A 20,228-nucleotide genomic window follows, 5' to 3' on the forward strand; every position below is an offset into this window, starting at 1 on the left:
TTCTCCTGGAGGAGCTGCCATGGACCGGACATCCCTGCGCACGGCCGCCGTGGCCGGCGCCACCACGCTCGCCCTCCTCGGCACCACCGCGCCGGCCGGCGCGACCACCGCCCTCACCCACGACGAACAGATCACCTGGCAGGGCTGGTCCGGCACGGCCTGGTCGGCCGGGACCGCGGCCGGCACCACCGGCACCGCCGCCGGCCTGACCCTGACCACCCCGATCGGCACCATCCTCTACAAGGACCCGCACAGCGGCACCCGGCGCACCTGGGCGTACGGGACCTGGACCTCGCCGCTCACCCAGGTCGGCTTCGCCGCCACGGAGCTGGTCACCTCGTGGAACGCCGACACCCCGGCCGGCACCTGGCTCCAGGTCGAACTCCAGGGCACCTACACCACCGGCACCCGCACCCCCTGGTACGTCATGGGCCGCTGGGCCTCGGGCGACGGCGACATCCGGGGCACCAGCGTCGACCGGCAGGGCGACAAGACCTCCGGCGTCCTCACCGACACGTTCGCGATCACCAACCCGTCCGCCGGGGTGCTGCTGCGGGCGTACCAGCTCCGGGTGACCCTCTACCGGGACCCGGCGTCGACCGTGACGCCGGTGCTCCGCTCGGTCGGCGCGATGAGCTCCACCGTGCCGGACCGGTCCACCGTCACCCCGAGCGCCGGGCACATCGCCTGGGGCACCGAACTGGCCGTGCCGCGCTACTCCCAGAACATCCACGCCGGGCAGTACCCCCAGTACGGCGGCGGCGGCGAGGCGTGGTGCTCGCCCACCTCCACGGAGATGGTGGTCGAGTACTGGGGCCGCAAGCCCTCCCCGGCCGACACGTCCTGGGTCGACCCGGGCTACGCCGACCCGACGGTCGACCATGCCGCCCGGATGACCTACGACTGGCAGTACGGCGGCACCGGCAACTGGCCGTTCAACAGCGCGTACGCGGCCAGCTTCCCCGGGCTGGAGGCCAAGGTGACCCGGCTGCACTCCCTGGACGAGCTGGAGCACTTCATCGCCGCCGGCATCCCCGTGGTGACCAGCCAGTCCTTCCTGGCGAGCGAGCTGGACGGGGCGGGCTACGGCACGGCGGGGCACCTCATGGTGGTGGTCGGCTTCACCGCCACCGGCGACGTCATCGCCAACGACCCGGCCTCGCCCAGCGACGCCACCGTCCGGCACGTCTACCGGCGCGACCAGTTCGAGCAGATCTGGCTGCGCACCAGGCGGACCACCGCGGGCGGCGGCACCGGCAGCGGCTCCGGCGGCGTCGTCTACCTGATCAAACCGACCGAGGTGGCCTGGCCCTCCGTGGCCGGTTCCACCAACTGGTGATCCATCCCTTCAAACCCAACGGAGTGCACATGGTCAGACCAGCCCTGCGCGCGGTCGCCCTCGTCGGCGCCGCCGCGCTCGCCCTCGTCGGTGTGACGGGGCCCGCCCACGCCGACAACAACCTGCCGGTCGTCTCGCACGACGAGCAGATCACCTTCCAGGAGTGGTCCAAGTACCCCGACTGGCGCGGCGGCACCCATGAGGGCACCTTCGCCATCCCGGGGAACCGCACCGGGATCACCATGGGCCGCCCGGCCGGCACCACCGAGTTCACCGACGAGCACACCGGCACGACCCGGACCTGGGAGTACGCGACCTGGACCTCGCCGGAGCGGACGGTCGGCTTCGACGCCAGTGAGCTGGTCGCCTCGTGGAACGCCGCGACCCCGGCCGGCACCTGGATCCAGGTCGAGCTGCACGGCACCTACAACACCGGGCAGCAGACCCCCTGGTACGTCATGGGCCGGTGGGCCTCCGGCGACCAGGACATCAAGCGGTCCACCCTGGACGGCCAGGGCGACCCCTGGTCGACCATCTGGACCGACACGTTCTCCATCGACGACGCCAAGGCCGGCGTGCTGCTGCGGTCCTACCAGCTCCGGCTGACCCTCTACCGCGCCCCGGGGCAGACCGCCTCGCCGCGGGTCTGGATGCTCGGCGCGATGAGCTCCAACGTGCCGGACCGGTTCACCGTCGCCCCGAGCAAGGGCGGCATCGCGTGGGGCCGGGAACTGGCGGTGCCGCGCTACTCGCAGAACATCCACGTCGGGGAGTACCCCGAGTACGACGGCGGCGGGGAAGCCTGGTGCTCCCCCACGTCGACGGAGATGGTGGTCGAGTACTGGGGCCGCAAGCCCTCGGCCGCGGACACTGCCTGGGTCGACCCGAGCTACGCCGATCCGACCGTCGACCACGCCGCCCGGATGACCTACGACTACGAGTACGAGGGCGCCGGCAACTGGCCGTTCAACACCGCGTACGCGGCCAGCTTCCCCGGCCTGGACGCCCGGGTCACCCGGATGCACTCGCTCGACGAGGTGGAACGCTTCATCAAGGCCGGCATCCCGGTGATCACCTCACAGTCCTTCCTGGCCAGCGAGCTGGACGGGGCGAACTACGGCACCTCAGGGCACCTCTTCGTGATCGTCGGCTTCACCGCCGACGGTGACGTGATCGTCAACGACCCCGCCTCGTCGTCCGACGACGCGGTGCGCAACGTCTACAAGCGGGAGCAGTTCGAGGAGATCTGGCTGCGCACCAAGCGCCACCGGGCGAACGGCACGGTGGCCTCCGGCTCCGGCGGCATCGCGTACCTGATCAAGCCGACCAACCGGCCCTGGCCGGTGGTGCCGGGCTCGACCAACTGGTGAACGCCGCGGGCCCGGCGCGGTCCCCGTTCGGGGATCGCGCCGGGCCCGGGTTTCGTCAGAGGGACGGGGCGAAGGAGGCCGGCGGGGCGGCGGGCTGCTTCCCCCGGCGGCGGTTCCGGATCGCCCGCACGATGATCCACACCCAGGCCACCAGGGCGGCCACACCGGCCAGGGCGAGCCCGGTCACCAGCAGGTACGTCGACCCGCCGGTGGTGGAGAAGACTCCCGCCCGGGCGCTCGTGTCCCGGGCCGGAGCGGTGGCGCCGACGGCGAGACCGTCGGGCGCGTCGTAGAGGATCACGTCGGCGCGACGGGCACCGCCCTGGTCGGCCACGAAGGTGCCGCGCCACTCGCAGTTGCGCCGGCCGCAGTCCTCGTGGACCGCGGTGAAGGTGCCCGGCGTGCCGCCACCGTTCTTCGCCTCCCAGGTGGGGGCGAGGTCGGTGACACTCAGCATCAGTCCGATGGCGGCGATGACCGGCAGGCCGATCCAGACGAAGACCTTCGTCCGCCACCCGTTGATCGTGTTCAGGAAACTCACGGCGGCAGACCCTAGCGGTCGGCATCGTTTCCTGCTGCCCCGCCCCGCGGGGTCAGCTCTCGCGGCGCTCGTCGGTGTGCTCGGCCTGATCGTCGCCGGCCAGCGCGGAACGCAGCCGCTCCTTCTCGGCGCGGCGCCGCTCCGACGCCTCGGACATCTCGCCGGCCATCTCGTCCCGCCAGCCGCGGAGCAGGAAGAACGACAGCGCGGCGGAGAAGACCAGCGCCAGCATCAGCCGCAGGAACATGTTCATCTCGACGAACCAGAGGGCCGCCAGCACGCCGACGAACAGCCCGATCCGGCCCAGCGTGTACTTGACCGCCGCGCTCACTGCGACGCCTCAGTTCGCGACTGCGCGGCTCGCAAACCCGGCTCACTCCTCGCGCTCACGCCCGTACTTCCTTCTCTCTCACGCCTCAGCCCGTCCGCCGGGCCAGCCAGTGCACGCCATGAAACCAGACCACCGCGTAGACCACGGTGAACACCGCCGCGGCCAGCGCGCCGGAGACCAGCGCCGGCAGCCCGGCGGCGAGGCCGGCGGCCAGCAGCCCGGCGAAGACGCCGAGCGCGATCCCGGCCAGCGCCGCGAGCACCCGGGCCGCGCCGAACTCCCAGGCCCGGAAGTCGTCCCAGAACAGCCAGAGCGGCAGGATCACCGCCAGCCAGCCGTTGGTCCGCCCGAACCCGCCCGCGCCCATGGTGGCGAAGGCCCACTCGAAGAGCACCAGCGCCAGCACGCCGATCACCAGCCCGGCGAGACTCACCCCGAGCAGGTCGCCCAGGGTGAGGATGCGCCCCTCGGCGTCCCGCCGGGGGAAGCTGCGCTGCTGCTCCTCGGTGCTCATCGACGTGCGGTCAGGCCCAGACCTGCTGCGGCTCGGCGCGGCGCTCGGCCAGCGACGGGGCCGCGTCGTACTCGCGGACGACCTCGTAGCGGGTGTTCCGCTCGACCGGACGGAAGCCCGCGTCCCAGATCAGGTTCAGCAGGTCCTCGCGGTGCATGGTGTTCGGCGTGCCGTACGAGTCGGCGTCGTGGGTGATCTTGTATTCCACGACCGAGCCGTCCAGGTCGTCGACACCGAAGTTCAGCGAGAGCTGGGCCACCGAGAGGCCGTGCATCACCCAGAAGTTCTTCACGTGCGGCACGTTGTCGAAGAGCAGCCGGGAGACGGCGAACGTCTTCAGCGACTCGGCCGGCGAGGCCATCGTGGTGCGCGCCTGGATCTTGTTACGGATCTTGCCGTCCGCCGAGTCCACGAAGTCGTGCTGGTAGCGCAGCGGGATGAAGACCGCGAAGCCGCCGGTCTCGTCCTGCAGCTCACGCAGCCGCAGCACGTGGTCGACCCGGTGCCGGGGCTCCTCGATGTGGCCGTACAGCATCGTCGCCGGGGTCATCATGCCCTTGCTGTGCGCCAGGGCGTGGATCCGCGACCAGTCCTCCCAGTGGCAGGCGTGGTCGACGATGTGCTGCCGGACCTCCCAGTCGAAGATCTCCGCGCCGCCGCCGGTCAGCGACTCCAAACCGGCGTCCATCAGCTCGTCGAGGATCTCGTCGGCACTCAGGCCGCTGATCTTCTCGAACCACTGCACCTCGGTCGCGGTGAAGCACTTGAGCTTGACGTTCGGCAGCGCCGCCTTCAGCTCGCGCAGCACCTTGGGGTAGTAACGCCAGGGCAGCGTCGGGTGCAGGCCGTTGACGATGTGCAGCTCGGTGAGCTGCTCGTCCTCCATCTCCTTGGCCTTGCGGACCGCCTCGTCGATGCGCATCGTGTACGCGTCCTTCTCGCCCGGCTTGCGCTGGAACGAGCAGTACGCGCACGAGGCGGAGCAGACGTTGGTCAGGTTGAGGTGCCGGTTGACGTTGAACATCACCCGGTCACCGTTCATCTCGGTGCGCTTGTGGTGGGCCAGCCGCCCCAGCCAGGCGAGGTCGTCGCTCTCGTAGAGGGCGACTCCGTCCGCACGGGTGAGCCGCTCCCCCGCGTAGACCTTCGCTTCGAGCTCACGCTTGAGTCCGGCGTCCATCGAAAGCCACGTCCCTTCCACCTGCGGTCCCGGTCGAGCGTACGTCGCGCGCCGGACGACCCGGCGACCCGGTCGACCGCGACGACCTACTTCACCGGACTCCCGGACGGTCGTCACCCTCCGCACATCGACATAGCTGCGTTGGTGAGGTAAGACAGGATGGGGCGGAACGCACACCGGTACCGTCCTGGCTCACCGCGCCCACCTCGCGCGGAACACACCAGACGACGGGGAGCGGAATGGTCGACAGCACCCAGGGCCGACGCCGACGAAACCGGATTCCGGTGATTTCGCCGGTGCTGCGCCCGGCGCTCTGGTCCGCCCTGCTAGGGGCGGTCGCGGCCGCGGCGCTGGCCACCCCGGCCTGGGCCGACCCGCTGCCCGACACCGTCCCCGACACCGGCTCCCGCCCCCAGGTCGCCGGCACCCTCCAGCTTCCCACCGTGCCCGGCGCCGTCCCGGGCCTGCCCGGCACGGTGACCGGCGGGCCCGGCCGCACCCCGGGCCTCCCCGGCGTCACGCCCGGCGTCACCAACCCCGCCGACGGCCCGCTGATCGCCCAGATCAACCAGGTCGACGCGCAGGTGGCCCAGCTCGGCGACACCCTGCTCAGCATCAAGGGTGAGCGGGACACCGCGCAGGCCGACCTGACCCTCGCCGCCGCCCGGCTGAAGGATGCCCAGGACGCGCTCGTCCGGGCCCAGGAGAACGCGAAGACCGCCGCCGCCGACGCGTTCAAGGCCGACGCCGCGCTGCCGCCCGGCGAGTTCGGGGCCAGCCTGCGCGAGCTCGCCAACCTCCAACGGATCACCCGGGGCGACAAGGCCGAGGGCGCCACCACCGGGGTGACCGGCGAGCTCACCCGGGCCACCACCGCCGAAGAGGTGGCCCGCCAGGCGCACGCCTCGGCCGAGCGGCGCGCCGCCGAGAAGACCGCGGAGTACACCCGGGTCGAGACCGACCTGCACAAGCAGGAAGCCACGCTGCTCAAGCTCCGCAGGGACAACGCCGCCAAGCTGCGCGAGATCGAGCGCCGCGAGGACGCCGCCGAGCAGCAGTTCGGCAGCTCGTACGTCGTCAACCAGAGCGTCAGCGGGCGGGTCGCCGACCCGCGGGCGCTGGCGGCGGTGCGCTACGCCCTCGCCCAGCTCGGCGACCCCTACCTCTGGGCAGCCGAGGGGCCGGACCGGTTCGACTGCTCCGGCCTGGTGCTCGCCTCCTACCAGGCGGCCGGCTACCACGGGCTGCCCCGGGTCTCCCGGGACCAGTACTACGCCACCCGCTCCCGCACCGTCGACCCCAACGCGCTCCTCCCCGGCGACCTGCTCTTCTTCGCCTCGGGCAGCAGCTGGACGAGCATCCACCACGTCACCATGTACATCGGCAACGGCAAGATGGTCGAGGCGCCGCGAACCGGTGACGTCGTCAAGATCTCCGTGGTCCGCTGGTCCCGGCTCTACGCGGCCACCCGGGTGATCGGCGCGGTCCCCGCCCCGGCCACCCCGGCGCCGGTCCCGACGCCGCCGACCACCCCGGCGAAGCCCAACCCGACGCCGAAGCCGACCAGGACGGCCACGCCCAAGCCGACCAAGACGGCCACGCCCAAGCCGACCAAGACGGCCACGCCGAAGCCGACGCCGAGCACGTCGAGCCCGACGCCCACCCCGTCGACCTCGCCGAGCACCACGCCGACGCCCACGCCGAGCCCGTCCGACACGTCCAGCCCGTCGCCGACCAGCACCGCCACCGCCGAGCCGACCGACGGCGCCGCCGACCCGACCGGCAGCGCGGCCGGGAGCACCTCGGCGAGCCCGAGCGCCACCGACTGACCCAACCGCCCACTCCGACTGTGCTCCCGGGCCGGAATGTGGCACGGTGAGATCCAGGCACGCCCGGCCGGCGCCACGGTCGGGGGCGAGCGTGGGGCGCGGAGGGGCGAGATGGGCGAGCAGGACGTTCCGGCGGAGACGGTCCACCCCGGATCCGCGCCCGACGCCGCCGACCGGCCGGCCGATCCCGCCGAGGAGCAGCCGGGCCAGGCCGCCCCGGTGGCCGTCGCCCGGGCCCGGGTGAGTGTCGCCGGCGCCGCCGCGCCGCCCCCGTCCGAGGAGCGGCCGAGCGCGCCGGCCACCGGCACCACGTACCGGGCGGGTGGCCCGGCCGAGTCCGTCCCGGCGCTGGACCGGCGCCAGCCTGGTGCCTCCGTCCCGCCGCCGTCGACCTGGTCCGCCTTCGCCGCCGCCGAGCGCCCCGGAGCGGAGGCGCCGGGCGCCGAGGCCGGCCAGCCGCAGGCCGCGAAGACCCCCGTGCCCGCTCAGGGGCAGGCCCGGGCCAGCGCGTCGGTCCCCGGGCTGACCAAGGTCTCGGCCGACGAGGTCGCCGCCGCCGCGGTCGCCGGGACGTCCGGCAGCGCCAAGGTCTACCGGGCCGCACCGGTCAATCCGGAGCCGCCCGAGCCGGCCCAGCCGCCGGAGCCGGCCCAGCCTCCGACGCCGCCCGTGCCGGAGCCCGAGCCGGCGCCGACCCCGGTACCGGGTCCGACCCCGCCTTCCCCGGCCCCGCCCGGGCCGGCGCCGGAGCCCCCGTTCCGGCCGGTGCCGCCGGTGCCCGCACCGCCGCCGAGCCCGACCCCGCCGGTGCCCGCACCGCCGCCCGGCCCGACCCCGCCGGGACCGGTGCCCCCGGTGCCGGGGCCGCCGGCGCCGCCGCCGGGACCGCCCGTGCCCCCGCCTCCGCCGCCGCCCGGGCCGATGCCCGCACCGCCGTTCCCGCCGCCGCCCGCCATGGCCGGCGTACCGGGGTCGACGCCCTTCGCGGGCGCCGGGCAGCCGGGCGTGCCCGAGGCGCCGTGGGCCGCGGCGCCGTCCGCCGCGCCGCCCACCGCGTCACCGGTCGTGCCCGCGCCGGCCCTGCCCACCTGGCCGCCGTCGACCAACCCCACCGAGTACGCGTCCGGGGCGGCCGCCCACCACCCCCGTCCGACCGCCCCGCCGGGCGGTCGCGACCCGGGCGGCAGTGTGTACGGCGGCACCGAGGGGCCAGGCTTCGCCACGGTCTCCTTCCCGCAGGGCAACCCGCTGGAGAACTCCGGCTCGCTGACCGGGCACATCCTGGCCCAGGGCTGGACCGAGGACTCCCCGGCGACCCGGTCGAGCAACACCAAGGTGGTGATCGTGCTGGCCGGTGCACTGGCGCTGCTGGTGGCGATCAGCCTGGTGGTGGTCTTCCTGGCCAACGACGCGCTGAGCGGGATCACCGGCAACGCGCTGACCAGGTGACGGGGTGAGCCCGCCCACTACGCCCTCGCGGCGCGGTGGCGGGTTCGCCGGATCGCCGTACACTTGGGGAGATCACTGACCCGGCGCGCCCGATGCGCGCCCATGGGCGATCTTGCGGGCGAATCGGCGGCGTGACGAAGCCGCGGCGGGCCATCGCGAAGATGCGCCCCGCTCGAAAGGCTTTTCTTGACCACGTTCGCTGCCACCGGCACGTCCCCGTCCGCCGACCCGACCATCGACACCCCTGACTTCGCCGCCCTCGGCCTGCCCCGCCAGCTGGTCGAGGCGCTCGCCCGGCAGGGCATCACCACCCCGTTCGAGATCCAGCGGGCCACCGTGCCGGACGCCCTCGCCGGGCGCGACGTGCTCGGCCGCGGCCAGACCGGCTCGGGCAAGACCCTCGCCTTCGGCCTGCCGGTGATCGCCCGTCTCGCCGAGCGGAACCGGGCCCGGCCGCTGCACCCGCGCGCCCTGATCCTGGTGCCCACCCGTGAGCTGGCCATGCAGGTCAACGACGCGCTGGTGCCGCTCGGCAAGGCGGTCGGCATCTTTCTGAAGACCGCCGTCGGCGGCGTGCCGTACGACCGGCAGATCGACGCGCTGCGCCGCGGCGTGGAGATCGTCGTGGCCACCCCGGGGCGGCTCCGCGACCTGATCGATCGCCGCGTCTGCAACCTCGACGACGTCGAGGTCACCGTGCTGGACGAGGCTGACCAGATGGCCGACATGGGCTTCCTGCCCGAGGTCACTGAGCTGCTGTCGAAGACGCCGGCGGACGCCCAGCGGCTGCTCTTCTCGGCCACTCTGGACAACGACGTCGACAGCCTGGTCAAGCGGTTCATGACCGACCCGGTCACCCACTCGACCGCGCCGGCGACCGCGGCCGTGTCCACCATGGACCACCACCTGCTGCTGATCCCGCCGCACGAGAAGTTCGCCGTCGCGGCGTCCATCGCGGCCCGCGAGGGTCGCACGATGCTGTTCGCGCGTACCCAGCTCGGGGTCGACCGGCTGGTCGAGCAGCTCGCCGCCGTGGGCGTGCGGGCCGGCGGCCTGCACGGCGGCAAGACCCAGCGGATGCGCACCCGGACCCTGGCCGAGTTCCGCGAGGGCCGGATGAACGTGCTGGTCGCCACCGACGTGGCGGCCCGAGGCATCCACGTCGACGGGGTGTCGCTGGTGCTGCACATCGACCCGCCCAAGGACCCCAAGGACTACCTGCACCGGGCGGGTCGCACCGCGCGGGCCGGTGAGTCCGGGGCGGTGGCGACCCTGGTGCTGCCGAAGCAGCGCCGGACCACGCTCGCCATGCTGGAGAAGGCGGGCGTCGAGCCGGCCGAGACCCGGGTCCGCGCCGGTGACCCGGCGCTGGCCGAGCTGATCGGCGCCCGCGAACCCAGCGGCGTGCCGGTCCGCGAGGAGCCGGAACCGCGCCGGGGCCGCTCGGGCGACCGGGACGGGCGCGGCGAGCGCCGCTTCGGTGACCGGCCGACCGGCCGGAGCTTCGATCGGGGCGACCGCCCGACCGGCGGCCGCGGCTACGACCGGCCCTCCGGCGAGCGGCGCTTCGACCGCGACGACCGGGGCTTCGGCGAGCGACGTCAGGCGGACCGGGGCGGATTCGACCGGGACGCGCGCGGCGACCGGCGCTTCGGCGACCGCGACGAGCGCGGCTCCGGCCGGCCCTCGGGCGACCGCCACTTCGCCGAGCGGGCCGGCCGCGACCAGCACCGGCCGACCGGCGCCGGTCGCGGCTACGACCGGGACGCGCGCGGCGACCGGCGGCACGACGACCGACCCGCCGGCGGGCGCGCCTACGGCGACCGGCCCACCGGCGCCGGCTACGGCGACCGGGACGGTTCGCGCCGCTACGGCGACCGGCCCACCGGCGGCGGTTACGGCGACCGGGACGGCGCGCGGACCTACGGCGACCGGCCCACCGGCGCGCGCGGCCACGGGGACCGGGACGGCCGCCGCTACGAGGACCGCCCGCAGGGCGAGCGGGGCGAGTTCCGCCCGGCCGAGCGTCGGGGCGGCTTCCGGCCGGAGGCGCGGGGTCGCGAGGACCGGCCGCGCGACGACCGGCGCGGCTTCGGCGGCCGTGCGCCGGCCCGCACCCACTGACCCGGAGCAGTCCCGCCGCACCAGCACCGACGCCGCCGTCGAGCCACCGCTCGGCGGCGGCGTTCGTGCATCCGCTGCCGGTGTCCGCCCGGTCGCGTAACGTCCGGTTCATGCCGACCATGCCGAAGTCGCTGTTCTGGACCCGGACCGACACCGCCGGCTCGGAGCACGTGGTGCTCGACGACCGGCAGGGGCTGACCGCGCAGGGCGTGGCGTTGGCCGTCGACCCGATCCCGTACACCTGCCGCTACCAGCTCACCGTGGGCGCGGACTGGTCGACCAGCCGGCTGGAGGTCACCGCGGAGGGCGCGGGCTGGTCGCGGACCGTACGCCTGGAACGGGGCGGGGACGGGTGGCGGGTTCGCACCGGCGAGGAGGGTGACCTGGACGCGGCGTTGCGCGCGGCTGGACATCCGCCGGCCGGGTTGCCGGGCACCGACGACCCGGGCCGGCTGGACGAGGCGCTGGACGTCGACTTGGGCGGCTCGCCGCTGACCAACACCCTGCCGGTCCGTCGGCTCAACCTGGGTCGGGCCCCGGCCGACCAGCCGCGCACCGTGACCGTCGCGTGGGTGCTGCTGCCCGGCCTGGCGGTGCTCCCCGCCCAGCAGATCTACAGCTCTCTCGGCCCGGGCCGGGTCCGCTACGCCAGCGACTCCTTCACCGCCGACCTGGACGTGGACCAGGAGGGTTACGTGGTGCGCTACCCGGGGCTGGCGGAGCGGATCGACCCGCGCTGACGGCTCAGGCCGGCCAGGCGCCGGTGGTCAGGAAGCGATCGATGGTGGCCAGGTGCGGGGCGAGGTCGAGGCCCTGCCCGGCCACCCACTCGTCGGCGTAGTAGGTGTGCGCGTAGCGGTCGCCCGGGTCGCAGATCAGGGTGACCACCGAGCCGGTCCGGCCGGCGGCCAGCAGCTCAGCGATCAGCGCGAAGGCGCCCCAGAGGTTGGTGCCGGTGGAGCCGCCCACCCGGCGGCCGAGCACCGCCGAGCCGGCCCGCATGGCGGCCAGCGACGCGGCGTCCGGCACCTGCATCATCCGGTCCACGACGCTGGGCAGGAAGGACGCCTCGACGCAGGGCCGGCCGATGCCCTCGATCCGGGAGCCCTTGTCGGTGCGGACCGACCAGTCGCCGGCCTGCCACGCCGGGTAGAACGCGGAGTTCTCCGGGTCGACCACGCAGAGCTTGGTGGGCAGCCGGCGGTAGCGGGCGTACCGGCCGATGGTGGCGCTGGTGCCGCCGGTGCCGGCGCCCACCACGACCCAGGCCGGCACGGGGTGCCGTTCCAGGGCGAGCTGCGCGTAGATCGACTCGGCGATGTTGTTGTTGCCCCGCCAGTCGGTGGCCCGCTCGGCGTAGGTGAACTGGTCCATGTAGTGCCCGCCGGTGTCCTCGGCGAGCCAGCGCGCCTCGATGACCACCTTGGCCGGGTCCGCCACCAGGTGGCAGCGGCCGCCCTGGAACTCGATCTGGGCGATCTTCTCGGGCGAGGTGGAGGCGGGCATGACGGCGATGAACGGCACGCCGAGCATCCGCGCGAAGTACGCCTCGGAGACCGCGGTCGAGCCGGACGACGCCTCGACGATGGTGGTCTCCGGGCCGATCCAGCCGTTGCAGAGCCCGTACAGGAACAGCGACCGGGCCAGCCGGTGCTTGAGCGAGCCGGTGGGGTGCACCGACTCGTCCTTCAGATAGAGGTCGATGCCCCACTCCCGGGGCAGCGGGAAGGGCAGGAGGTGGGTGTCGGCGGAGCGGTTGGCGTCCGCCTCGACCGTGGCGATGGCCTCGGTCACCCAGCTTCGGCTGGCCTCGTCACACCGGTCGAGATGAGTCACGCCGGCAACGTTACAAGCGAGGCCCGCTCGCCTCGGGACCCGCCCGGCGCGCCTGCCGGCGCTGGCCGGCCCGGCCGGCGGCCCGGACCACCGGGGTGAGGGCCAGGGCGAGCCGGGGGAAGGCGTCCAGGAGCCGCACCTGGGCGCCGCGCCAGCGCGGCAGGCTGACCACCGGCCGGGGCCGCCGGGCCAGCCGTACGGCCCGCGCGGCCACCCGCTCCGGGGTGAGCAGCGACCCGGTGAAGGACGCCAGGGCCCCGGGGTCGTCGAGCTTGTCGTGCAGCATCGGCGTCCAGATCCCGTCCGGGCAGAGGCACGACACGTGTACGCCCCGGACGCCGGCCATCCGCAGGTCGGAGAGGGTGCCGAGGCTGAACGCCAGCAGGGCGTGCTTGCTGGCCGCGTAGACGGTCTCGCCGGGGGCGGCGATCAACCCGGCCAGCGAGACGACGTTGAGCACGTGCCCGTGGCCCTGCTCCCGCATCACGCTCAGGGCCGCGTGGGTGCCGTTCATCGCGCCCAGCGCGTTCACCTCGACGAGCCGGCGCCGGGTCGCCGCGTCGTGCGTCCAGGACGGTCCGGTGGCCAGGATGCCGGCGTTGTTGACCCAGAGGGCGAGCCCGCCCGGCGCCCCGGCCGCCTCGGCGGCCACCGCCGCGCAGGCCGCCTCGTCGCGGACGTCGAGCGCGCGGGACCAGCCACCGAGCGGCGCCGCCGCGGTGGCCACGGCCTCGGCGTCCACGTCGGTGAGCAGCACCCGCCGGCCGTCGGCGTGCAGCGCGGCGGCGATTGCCCGGCCGAGGCCGCCGGCCGCCCCGGTCACCACGGCGGCGCCCCGTCCCGGAGTCGTCATCGGCGCACGGTAGCGCCCCGGGCCGGCCGGGACCAGAGCGAGGTGGTCAGGAGGCGGCGGATTGGAGCGGCTGGGGGCGGTTCTCCCACTTGGTCGACAGGGCGATGCCGGTGCGGGTGGAGGCCACCCCGGCCGTCCGGTTCAGCCGGACGATCAGCTGCTCCAGTTCGGCGATGGTGCCCACCCGCGCCTTCAGCAGGAACGATTCGACGCCCGCCATGAAGTAGCAGGACTCGATCTCCGGCATCTGCCGGAACGCCTCCAGCACGTCGTCGGTGTCCGCGGTCGAGTCCTCCACGATGCCGATCAGCGCCGTGACGCCGAGCCCGATCGCCTCCGGCTCCACCTCGGCCCGGTACGCCCGGATGACGCCGCCCGACTCCAGCTTGCCGACCCGCTCGTGCACCGCCGGGGCGGAGAGGCCGACCTGGCGGGCCAGCTCGGCGTACGACAGGCGGGCATTGCCCCGCAACAGCTCCACGAGGCTCAGGTCGATCGCGTCCACGGAGAGTGACCCTATCCTTTCGGGCGTAACGCCCACCACGCGGCATCAGTTGAACATGACGTCACGTTGCCGTTCACAAACGTGCAGTCACGGGGGTTCTACGCCGGTAGCATTTACTAACTTCTCACTGTGTGCGTTTTTCGCGTTTGGCGGACACGCCAGGTCGCTGGTGCTGTAATTGCCATACGTCCCTCATGACGGCTCTGGGCTCGCACCGGCCGGGGGCAGTGTGTTCAGCCGGGGGCTTCGTCGACGCGAGGAGGGGGCTGTGGACACTGGAGATCGCCTGCTGACACCGGGTGAGGTCGCCGCGCTGTTTCGGGTTGACCCGAAGACCGTGACCAGGTGGGCAGCGGCCGGCCGGATCGGCAGCATCCGGACTCCAGGCGGGCATCGCCGGTTTCGGGAATCCGAGGTGCGGGCCCTGCTTGAGGGGGAGGGCATGCTGGACGAGGCGGAGGACATGGGCAAGGCACGCAACATGGGCCCGACCGCCTCGACCGGCCCGGGGCCGGCGAACGCCGGAATGTACTGAGGCGACACCGATCGGGACGCGGTCCGGCTCGGTCCGCGTCCCGATCAGCGCCGTCAGGTGAGATCCGGGTCCCGGCGGGCGGCGGCCAGCTCACCGGACCAGCGGCGGAACAATGTGTGCGGCACGCCGAGCGCGTCCAGCACCTTCCCGGCCACGAAGTCGACCAGTTGCTGGGCGGAGGCCGCCGCCCCGGCCCCGTAGAAGCCGGGACTCGCCGGCAGGACCACCGCGCCGGCGTCGTGCAGCGCGATGAGGTGCTCCAGGTGGCTGCGGGTCACCGGGGTCTCCCGGGGCACCACCACCACGGGCCGCCGCTCCTTGAGGTTCACCTCGGCGGCGCGCTGCAACAGATCCTTCGAGAGCCCGATGGCGATGCCGGCGCAGGCCGCCGTGCTGGCCGGGACGACGGCCATGCCGCGTACCCGGTAGGAGCCGCTGCTCGGGCCGGCGGCCAGGTCACCGGCCGGCCAGTGCCGCAGGTCCGCGTCGGCGAGGTCGCGGCCCAGCCAGGCGGCCAGGTCCTCCATCCAGTGCCCGTCCCGGAACGCCCTGCCGGTCTCGTCGAGAATGGTCAGGCGGGCGGCCCGGGAGACGATCAGGTCCACCGCCTGACCGGCGTCGAGCAGGCCCCGGACGACCGCGGCGGCGTACGGCGTGCCGGAGGCACCGGAGACGCCGACCACCCATGGTTCGCGCATGCCGTCCAGACTGCCTGGTCGATCCGGGCGCCGGGCGGCGACCCCCGGCGGAGTGTCCCGCTTGTCCCGCGACAAGCAGTGTTTGTCCGCCGGGTCGGCGGGCGTGCCGGGAACGTGGGATTCTTCCGTCGGCGATTCACGTCGATGGAAGGGACCGGTGATGACGGCGGCGGTGCTGCGGGCGTTGCGGTCCGAGTGTCCGATCCCGCCCCGCCTCTCCCCCCACGCCGACGCCGTGCAGGAGTGGCTCATCGGCCAGCTCGACCGGCTCGGCCTGCCGCTGGACCCGGCCATGCGGGAGCGGTTGGCCCGGGCCGGCTTCGCCCGCTACGCCGGTCGCCTCTACCCCGACGCCAACGAGCCCGACCTGCGGGCACTGGCCGCCCTGTTCACCTGGTTCTTCCTGGTGGACGACGCCTGCGAGGGGCCGGACCGGCTGGCCCCGACGCAGATCCGGGCGCTGCGCGACGGGGCGCTGGCCCTGCTCCGGGAGGGTCCCCGGGCCCGCCATCCCGGCTTCTCCGGCCCGCTGCGCCGACTGCTGGTCCAGGCGTGGCGGGAGCCCCGGCGCCGGATGCCGGCCCGCTGGCGGCTGCGCTTCGCCGACGCCGTGGCCGACCACCTCGACGGCGCCTGGCGGGAGGCGGTCGCCACCGTCGCCGGGCGGCCACCGGGCGTCGCCGAGTACGTGCAACTGCGCCGGGCCACCTCGGCGGCGTACGTGTCGTATCCCCTGATCGAGTTCGCCGCCGGGCGGCCGCTGCCCGACGCGGTCTACCACCATCCCGCGCTGCGGCAGCTCGCCGACCTCGCCAACGACCTGCTGTCCTGGTACAACGACCTGGCCTCGCTGGAGCGTGACCGAGGGGGCGCCGGGGGCCACAACCTGGTGCTGGCGGTGGCCGCCGAGCGGGGCGTGCCGGTGCCGGCCGCGGTCGACCTGGTCGCCGCGCGCTGGCGCGCGGAGATGGCCCGCTTCATGGCGCTGCGCGCCGCGGTGCCGTCGTTCGGGCCCGCGCTGGACGAGGCGGTCACCGCCCACCTCGACGGGCTGGCCAACGCGGTCCGCGGCACGGTCGACTGGACGCTGGAGAGCGCCCGCTATCCCGCCGCGACCGGCTGACCCGGCCGCCGCTCAGGGGCGCAGGTCGAGGCGGACCAGCAGATCCAGCAGGGCGAAGACGAACAGCGCGATGCCGACGAAGCCGTTGGCGGTGAAGAACGCCCGGTTGACCTTGCTGAGGTCGGTCGGGCTGACCACCAGGTGCTGGTAGCCGAAGGCGACCGCGGTGAACGCCAGCCCGATCCACCAGAGCCAGCCGAAGCCGACCAGCGCACCGAACCAGATGAACAGCGCGAAGGTCACCACGTGCGCGACGGTGGAGGCGTGCAGCGCGAAGCGCCGGCCGTAGCGGGCGGGGACGCTGTGCACCCCGATCTCCCGGTCGATCTCGGAGTCCTGGCAGGCGTAGATCAGGTCGAAGCCGCCGATCCAGAGGCCGACGGCCGCGCCGAGCAGCCAGGCCGGCCAGGAGCCGTCGAGGGTGCCGGTGACGGCCAGCCAGGCGCCGACCGGGCCGACCGCCTGGGCGATCGCCAGGATGGCGTGCGGCCAGTTGGTGAACCGCTTGCCGTAGGGGTAGACGACCAGCGGCACCACGGCGAGCGGGGCGAGCGCCAGGCAGAGCGGGTTGAGCAGGGCGGCGGCGGCCAGGAAGACCACCAGCGCGACGACCGCGCCGGTCCAGGCCGTCCGCACGCTCACCGCCCCGGTCACCAGTTCCCGGTTTGCGGTACGCGGGTTCCGCGCGTCGATCCGCCGGTCGAGGATCCGGTTGGCGGCCATGGCGAACGTCCGCGCGCCGACCATCGCCACGGTGATCAGCAGCAGGTCGAGCCAACGCACCCGCCCACCGTCGACCTGCATGGCGGTCAGCGCGGACAGGTACGCGAACGGCAGCGCGAAGACCGAGTGCTCGATCGCGACCAGCTTGAGGAAGGACTTGACCCGGCCCGGGCGTTCCACCGGGACCTCGGCGACGGTGGCCATCAGATGCCGTACTCCTTCCAGCGCTTGTCGACCAGCGAGACCACCTCGGGCGACATGGTCATTTCCTCGGGCCAACCCCGGGTGTAGCCCTCGGTGGGCAGCTTGCGGGTCGCGTCGAGGCCCGCCTTGCCGCCCCAGAACTGCTGGTACGAGGCGTGGTCCAGGTGGTCCACCGGGCCTTCGGTGACCAGCAGGTCCCGGGCGTAGTCGACGTTGCCGAAGGCGCGGAACGCCACCTCGTTGTAGTCGTGCACGTCGCAGTCCTCGTCGACGATCACGATCAGCTTGGTCAGCGACATGAGGTGCGCGCCCCAGATCGCGTTCATCACCTTCTGCGCGTGCTTCGGGTAGCGCTTGCGGATGGAGACGATCGCGCAGTTGTGGAAGACGCCGGCGGCCGGCAGGTCGTAGTCGACGATGTCCGGGATCATCAGCTTGAGCAGCGGCAGGAAGATCCGCTCGGTGGCCTTGCCCAGGCCGTGGTCTTCCTGCGGCGGCTTCGAGGTGATGATCGAGTGGTAGACCGGGTCGCGCTGCATGGTCATCGTCTCGACGTGCAGCACCGGGAACGGCTCGACCGGGGTGTAGAAGCCGGTGTGGTCGCCGAACGGACCCTCGGGCAGCCGCTCGCCGGGCTCCAGGTAGCCCTCCAGCACCACCTGGGCGTGCGCCGGCACCTGCAACGGCACGGTGAGGCAGTCGACCATCTCCACCCGCTCGCCGCGCAGGAAGCCGGCGAACAGGTATTCGTCGATGTCGCCGGGGAGCGGCGCGGTCGCCGCGTACGAGACGACCGGGTCGCAGCCGATGGCGATGGCGACCGGGAGCCGCTGGCCGAGCCGCTCGGCGACGGCGTGGTGCGCCGTGGAGTCCTTGTGGATCTGCCAGTGCATGCCGAGGGTGTTGCGGCTGTGCTGCTGGAGCCGGTAGAGGCCGAGGTTGCGCTTGCCGGTCTCCGGGTGCTTGGTGTGGGTCAGCCCGAAGTTGTGGAAGATCCCGCCGTCGCCGGGCCAGACCTGGAGGCCGGGCAGCCGGTTGAGGTCGACGTCGTCACCGCGGTAGACCACCTGCTGGCAGGGCGCGGTCTTGACCTTGCGGGGCGGCACCGACTTGAGCTGCATGACCTTGCCGAGGCCCTCGCGGATGCCGGACCAGCCGACCGGCAGCTCCGGCTTGATCAGTCCGCCGATCCGCTCGCCGATCTCGTCGAGCGTGTCGACGCCGAGCGCCATGGCCATCCGCTTCTCGGTGCCGAACAGGTTGATCGCCACCGGCATCTCGCCCCGGGTGGGCCGCTCGAACAGCAGCGCCGGCCCGCCGTCGCGGACGGTCCGCGTGACCACCTCGCTGATCTCCAGCGTGGGGTCGACCGGGACGCTCACCCGCCGCAGCTCGCCTGCGGCCTCCAGCACCGCGAGGAAGTCCTTGAGATCGGTGTACGGGAAGCCACGAGCCGCCATGCCCGCCAGTCTCCCGCACCGGTGTTCTCAGCGTCCAAGCCGGGTGGTGTGAGCTGAGCCGTGGCGTCGGGCGAGCGCACCCGGCGCGGTCGGCCGGCCCCGCATGGCTCTCCACTCACCGGGTAGTCGAGCCGCCGGACGAGAGGGGGCGCCGATGGGCGAGGGACGGGTCCCGGCAGGGTTCACCGAGCAGCGGACCCGGGTCGGTGACGTGACGATCAACCATGTCCGCGGGGGCAGCGGGCCCCCCCTGGTGCTGCTGCACGGCTACCCGCAGTGCTGGCGGATGTGGCGGCACCTGCTGCCGGTACTGGCCGAGTCGTTCGAGGTGGTCGCGCCCGACCTGCGGGGCTTCGGCGACAGCGACGCCCCGACCGACGGCTACGACAAGAAGAGCGTCGCCGCCGACCTGCACGGGCTGCTGACCGGGCTCGGCCTGGTCGAGGACATCCGCCTGGTCGGTCACGACCTCGGCACGATGGTCGCCTACGCCTACGCTGCCGCCCATCCCGACCGGGTGTCCCGGCTGGCGCTCACCGAGGCGCCGATCCCCGACGAGAGCATCTACGCGATTCCGGCCCTTACCGCCGCCGGCCCGGCGGTGTGGAACTTCGGCTTCTTCAATCTGACCAACGGCCTGCCGGAGCAACTCGTCACCGGCCGGGAACCGCTCTGGGTGGACCGGTTCACCGACTCGATCATGGTCAACAAAGGCAGCATCGGGCCGGAGGAGGCGGCGGAGTACGCCCGGCACCTGCGGGACCCGGCCCACCTCTGGGCCAGCTTCGCCTACTTCCGGGCGTTCGGCCAGGACGTGGCGGACAACGCCGCGTACCGGTCGACGAAGCTGCCGATGCCGGTCCTCGCCGTCGGCGCCCGGGCCAGCCTCGGCGAGCAGGTGGCCGAGCAGGTCCGCCGGTACGCCGACACGGTCACCGGCGAGGTGGTCGAGGAGTGTGGCCACTGGCTCTTCGAGGAGCGGCCGGCCGAGCTGGCGGACCTGCTGCTGCCGTTCCTGCGGAACTGAGGCCGCCGGTCAGGCGGCCGGGGACCAGGCGTACGCGGCCAGCGGCGGGTCGACCGGAGCCCCGGTGAGCCGGTTGGCGAAGGTCGAGATCGTGTACGTGCCGACGCCGAGCACCACGTCCAGCGCGTGCCGTGGCTGCCAGCCGCCGGCCAGGAAGGCGTCCAGGTCGGCGTCCGGGACGGCACCCCGGTGGTCGAGCACGGCGACGGTGAACCGGCGCAGGGCCTCCAGGCGCGGGTCGGGCAGGGCGGCGCCGGCCCGGAGCGCCTCGATCAGCTCGGGCGCGGCGCCCTGCCGGGTGAGCGTCGCGGTGTGCATGGCCACGCAGAGGTGGCACTCGTTGCGGGTGGCCACGGTCAGCACGACCACCTCCCGGGCGACCGGGTCGAGGTCGGTGGACTCGAAGACGGCGTTGGCGGTGAGGAAGCCCTTGAGCAGTTCGGGCGACTCGGCCATGAGGGCCACCGCGCCGGGCAGGTGGCCGAGCTTGCGGTGGATGCCGGCCATGGTGGGACGGGCGGCGGCGGGTGCGGTGTCGGGAGTGTGGGCGGTGAAGACCGGTCGGGACATGACAGGTACCCCTGACG

Annotated in this window: 20 protein-coding genes; 9 read left to right on the forward strand and 11 right to left on the reverse strand. The window is 73.6% G+C overall.

The annotated features are described in order from the left end of the window. Positions 1 to 19 precede the first annotated feature (19 nt). Both ACFYPD_RS10160 and ACFYPD_RS10165 read left to right on the forward strand, forming a co-directional pair. Positions 20 to 1,339 (forward strand): C39 family peptidase, encoded by a 1,320-nt coding sequence (locus tag ACFYPD_RS10160; RefSeq protein ID WP_387110990.1) that lies wholly within the window; start codon positions 20 to 22, stop codon positions 1,337 to 1,339. 29 nt (positions 1,340 to 1,368) lie between these two features. After that, positions 1,369 to 2,709: a C39 family peptidase gene (locus ACFYPD_RS10165; protein WP_387110993.1), complete on the forward strand. Its 1,341-nt coding sequence runs from the start codon at positions 1,369 to 1,371 to the stop codon at positions 2,707 to 2,709. Positions 2,710 to 2,764: 55 nt separating this feature from the next. Here ACFYPD_RS10165 and ACFYPD_RS10170 read toward each other — a convergent pair whose 3' ends face one another. The 4 genes from ACFYPD_RS10170 to mqnE all read right to left on the reverse strand — a co-directional run bounded on the left by ACFYPD_RS10170 (position 2,765) and on the right by mqnE (position 5,275). After that, a complete protein-coding gene (locus tag ACFYPD_RS10170; RefSeq protein WP_387110996.1) occupies positions 2,765 to 3,250 on the reverse strand; it encodes a hypothetical protein in 486 nt (161 codons plus the stop codon). Positions 3,251 to 3,302: 52 nt separating this feature from the next. After that, on the reverse strand, positions 3,303 to 3,581 hold the full coding sequence (locus tag ACFYPD_RS10175) for a DUF4229 domain-containing protein (protein ID WP_387110999.1): 279 nt from the start codon (positions 3,579 to 3,581) through the stop codon (positions 3,303 to 3,305). Between the two features lie 85 nt (positions 3,582 to 3,666). Further along, positions 3,667 to 4,095, reverse strand: a complete 429-nt coding sequence (locus tag ACFYPD_RS10180; protein WP_387111001.1) for a hypothetical protein — start codon at positions 4,093 to 4,095, stop codon at positions 3,667 to 3,669. Positions 4,096 to 4,105: 10 nt separating this feature from the next. Then, positions 4,106 to 5,275, reverse strand: a complete 1,170-nt coding sequence (mqnE, locus tag ACFYPD_RS10185) for an aminofutalosine synthase MqnE (RefSeq protein WP_387111004.1) — start codon at positions 5,273 to 5,275, stop codon at positions 4,106 to 4,108. A gap of 239 nt (positions 5,276 to 5,514) precedes the next feature. On the opposite strand from mqnE, the gene ACFYPD_RS10190 reads away from it, so the two are divergent. From ACFYPD_RS10190 to ACFYPD_RS10205, 4 genes are all read left to right on the forward strand, one after another. After that, entirely contained in the window at positions 5,515 to 7,104 is a 1,590-nt protein-coding gene (locus tag ACFYPD_RS10190; RefSeq protein WP_387111007.1) for an NlpC/P60 family protein, read from the forward strand. A 111-nt stretch (positions 7,105 to 7,215) separates the two neighbouring features. Then, positions 7,216 to 8,553 carry a hypothetical protein gene (locus tag ACFYPD_RS10195; protein WP_387111010.1) on the forward strand — a complete coding sequence of 446 codons (1,338 nt, stop codon included), beginning with the start codon at positions 7,216 to 7,218 and terminating at the stop codon, positions 8,551 to 8,553. A gap of 186 nt (positions 8,554 to 8,739) precedes the next feature. After that, on the forward strand, positions 8,740 to 10,677 hold the full coding sequence (locus ACFYPD_RS10200; protein WP_387111012.1) for a DEAD/DEAH box helicase: 1,938 nt from the start codon (positions 8,740 to 8,742) through the stop codon (positions 10,675 to 10,677). A 119-nt stretch (positions 10,678 to 10,796) separates the two neighbouring features. After that, complete coding sequence (locus ACFYPD_RS10205; protein WP_387112322.1) at positions 10,797 to 11,417, forward strand: putative glycolipid-binding domain-containing protein; 621 nt, start codon at positions 10,797 to 10,799, stop codon at positions 11,415 to 11,417. Between the two features lie 4 nt (positions 11,418 to 11,421). Here ACFYPD_RS10205 and ACFYPD_RS10210 read toward each other — a convergent pair whose 3' ends face one another. Genes ACFYPD_RS10210 through ACFYPD_RS10220 form a run of 3 tightly spaced genes read right to left on the reverse strand, consistent with a single transcriptional unit; the run spans position 11,422 to position 13,871 of the window. Further along, on the reverse strand, positions 11,422 to 12,513 hold the full coding sequence (locus ACFYPD_RS10210; RefSeq protein WP_387111015.1) for a PLP-dependent cysteine synthase family protein: 1,092 nt from the start codon (positions 12,511 to 12,513) through the stop codon (positions 11,422 to 11,424). A 10-nt stretch (positions 12,514 to 12,523) separates the two neighbouring features. Continuing rightward, positions 12,524 to 13,366, reverse strand: coding sequence for an SDR family NAD(P)-dependent oxidoreductase (locus ACFYPD_RS10215; RefSeq protein WP_387111018.1), 843 nt, complete (start codon positions 13,364 to 13,366; stop codon positions 12,524 to 12,526). 46 nt (positions 13,367 to 13,412) lie between these two features. Continuing rightward, on the reverse strand, positions 13,413 to 13,871 hold the full coding sequence (locus tag ACFYPD_RS10220) for an Lrp/AsnC family transcriptional regulator (protein ID WP_387111021.1): 459 nt from the start codon (positions 13,869 to 13,871) through the stop codon (positions 13,413 to 13,415). 268 nt (positions 13,872 to 14,139) lie between these two features. On the opposite strand from ACFYPD_RS10220, the gene ACFYPD_RS10225 reads away from it, so the two are divergent. Then, positions 14,140 to 14,406, forward strand: coding sequence for a BldC family transcriptional regulator (locus ACFYPD_RS10225; protein WP_013473529.1), 267 nt, complete (start codon positions 14,140 to 14,142; stop codon positions 14,404 to 14,406). Positions 14,407 to 14,459: 53 nt separating this feature from the next. On the opposite strand, the gene ACFYPD_RS10230 is transcribed toward ACFYPD_RS10225, so the two are convergent. Continuing rightward, on the reverse strand, positions 14,460 to 15,104 hold the full coding sequence (locus tag ACFYPD_RS10230; RefSeq protein ID WP_387111024.1) for a UbiX family flavin prenyltransferase: 645 nt from the start codon (positions 15,102 to 15,104) through the stop codon (positions 14,460 to 14,462). 160 nt (positions 15,105 to 15,264) lie between these two features. Between ACFYPD_RS10230 and ACFYPD_RS10235 the strand changes: the two genes are divergently transcribed. Further along, positions 15,265 to 16,227: a terpene synthase gene (locus ACFYPD_RS10235; RefSeq protein WP_387111027.1), complete on the forward strand. Its 963-nt coding sequence runs from the start codon at positions 15,265 to 15,267 to the stop codon at positions 16,225 to 16,227. A 12-nt stretch (positions 16,228 to 16,239) separates the two neighbouring features. Here the strand turns inward: ACFYPD_RS10235 and mqnP are convergent, their stop codons facing one another. Beyond that, a complete protein-coding gene (mqnP, locus tag ACFYPD_RS10240) occupies positions 16,240 to 17,154 on the reverse strand; it encodes a menaquinone biosynthesis prenyltransferase MqnP (RefSeq protein ID WP_387111030.1) in 915 nt (304 codons plus the stop codon). Beyond that, positions 17,154 to 18,614 carry a menaquinone biosynthesis decarboxylase gene (locus ACFYPD_RS10245; protein WP_387111033.1) on the reverse strand — a complete coding sequence of 487 codons (1,461 nt, stop codon included), beginning with the start codon at positions 18,612 to 18,614 and terminating at the stop codon, positions 17,154 to 17,156. Before ACFYPD_RS10245 ends, mqnP begins: the two co-directional genes overlap by 1 nt. 154 nt (positions 18,615 to 18,768) lie before the next feature. On the opposite strand from ACFYPD_RS10245, the gene ACFYPD_RS10250 reads away from it, so the two are divergent. Continuing rightward, entirely contained in the window at positions 18,769 to 19,641 is an 873-nt protein-coding gene (locus ACFYPD_RS10250) for an alpha/beta fold hydrolase (RefSeq protein ID WP_387111037.1), read from the forward strand. 9 nt (positions 19,642 to 19,650) lie between these two features. On the opposite strand, the gene ACFYPD_RS10255 is transcribed toward ACFYPD_RS10250, so the two are convergent. Beyond that, a complete protein-coding gene (locus tag ACFYPD_RS10255; protein WP_387111040.1) occupies positions 19,651 to 20,211 on the reverse strand; it encodes a carboxymuconolactone decarboxylase family protein in 561 nt (186 codons plus the stop codon). Between the last annotated feature and the right edge of the window lie 17 nt (positions 20,212 to 20,228).

Source organism: Micromonospora sp. NPDC005299 (assembly GCF_042872345.1).
In the GTDB taxonomy this organism is placed as follows: Bacteria; Actinomycetota; Actinomycetes; order Mycobacteriales; family Micromonosporaceae; genus Micromonospora.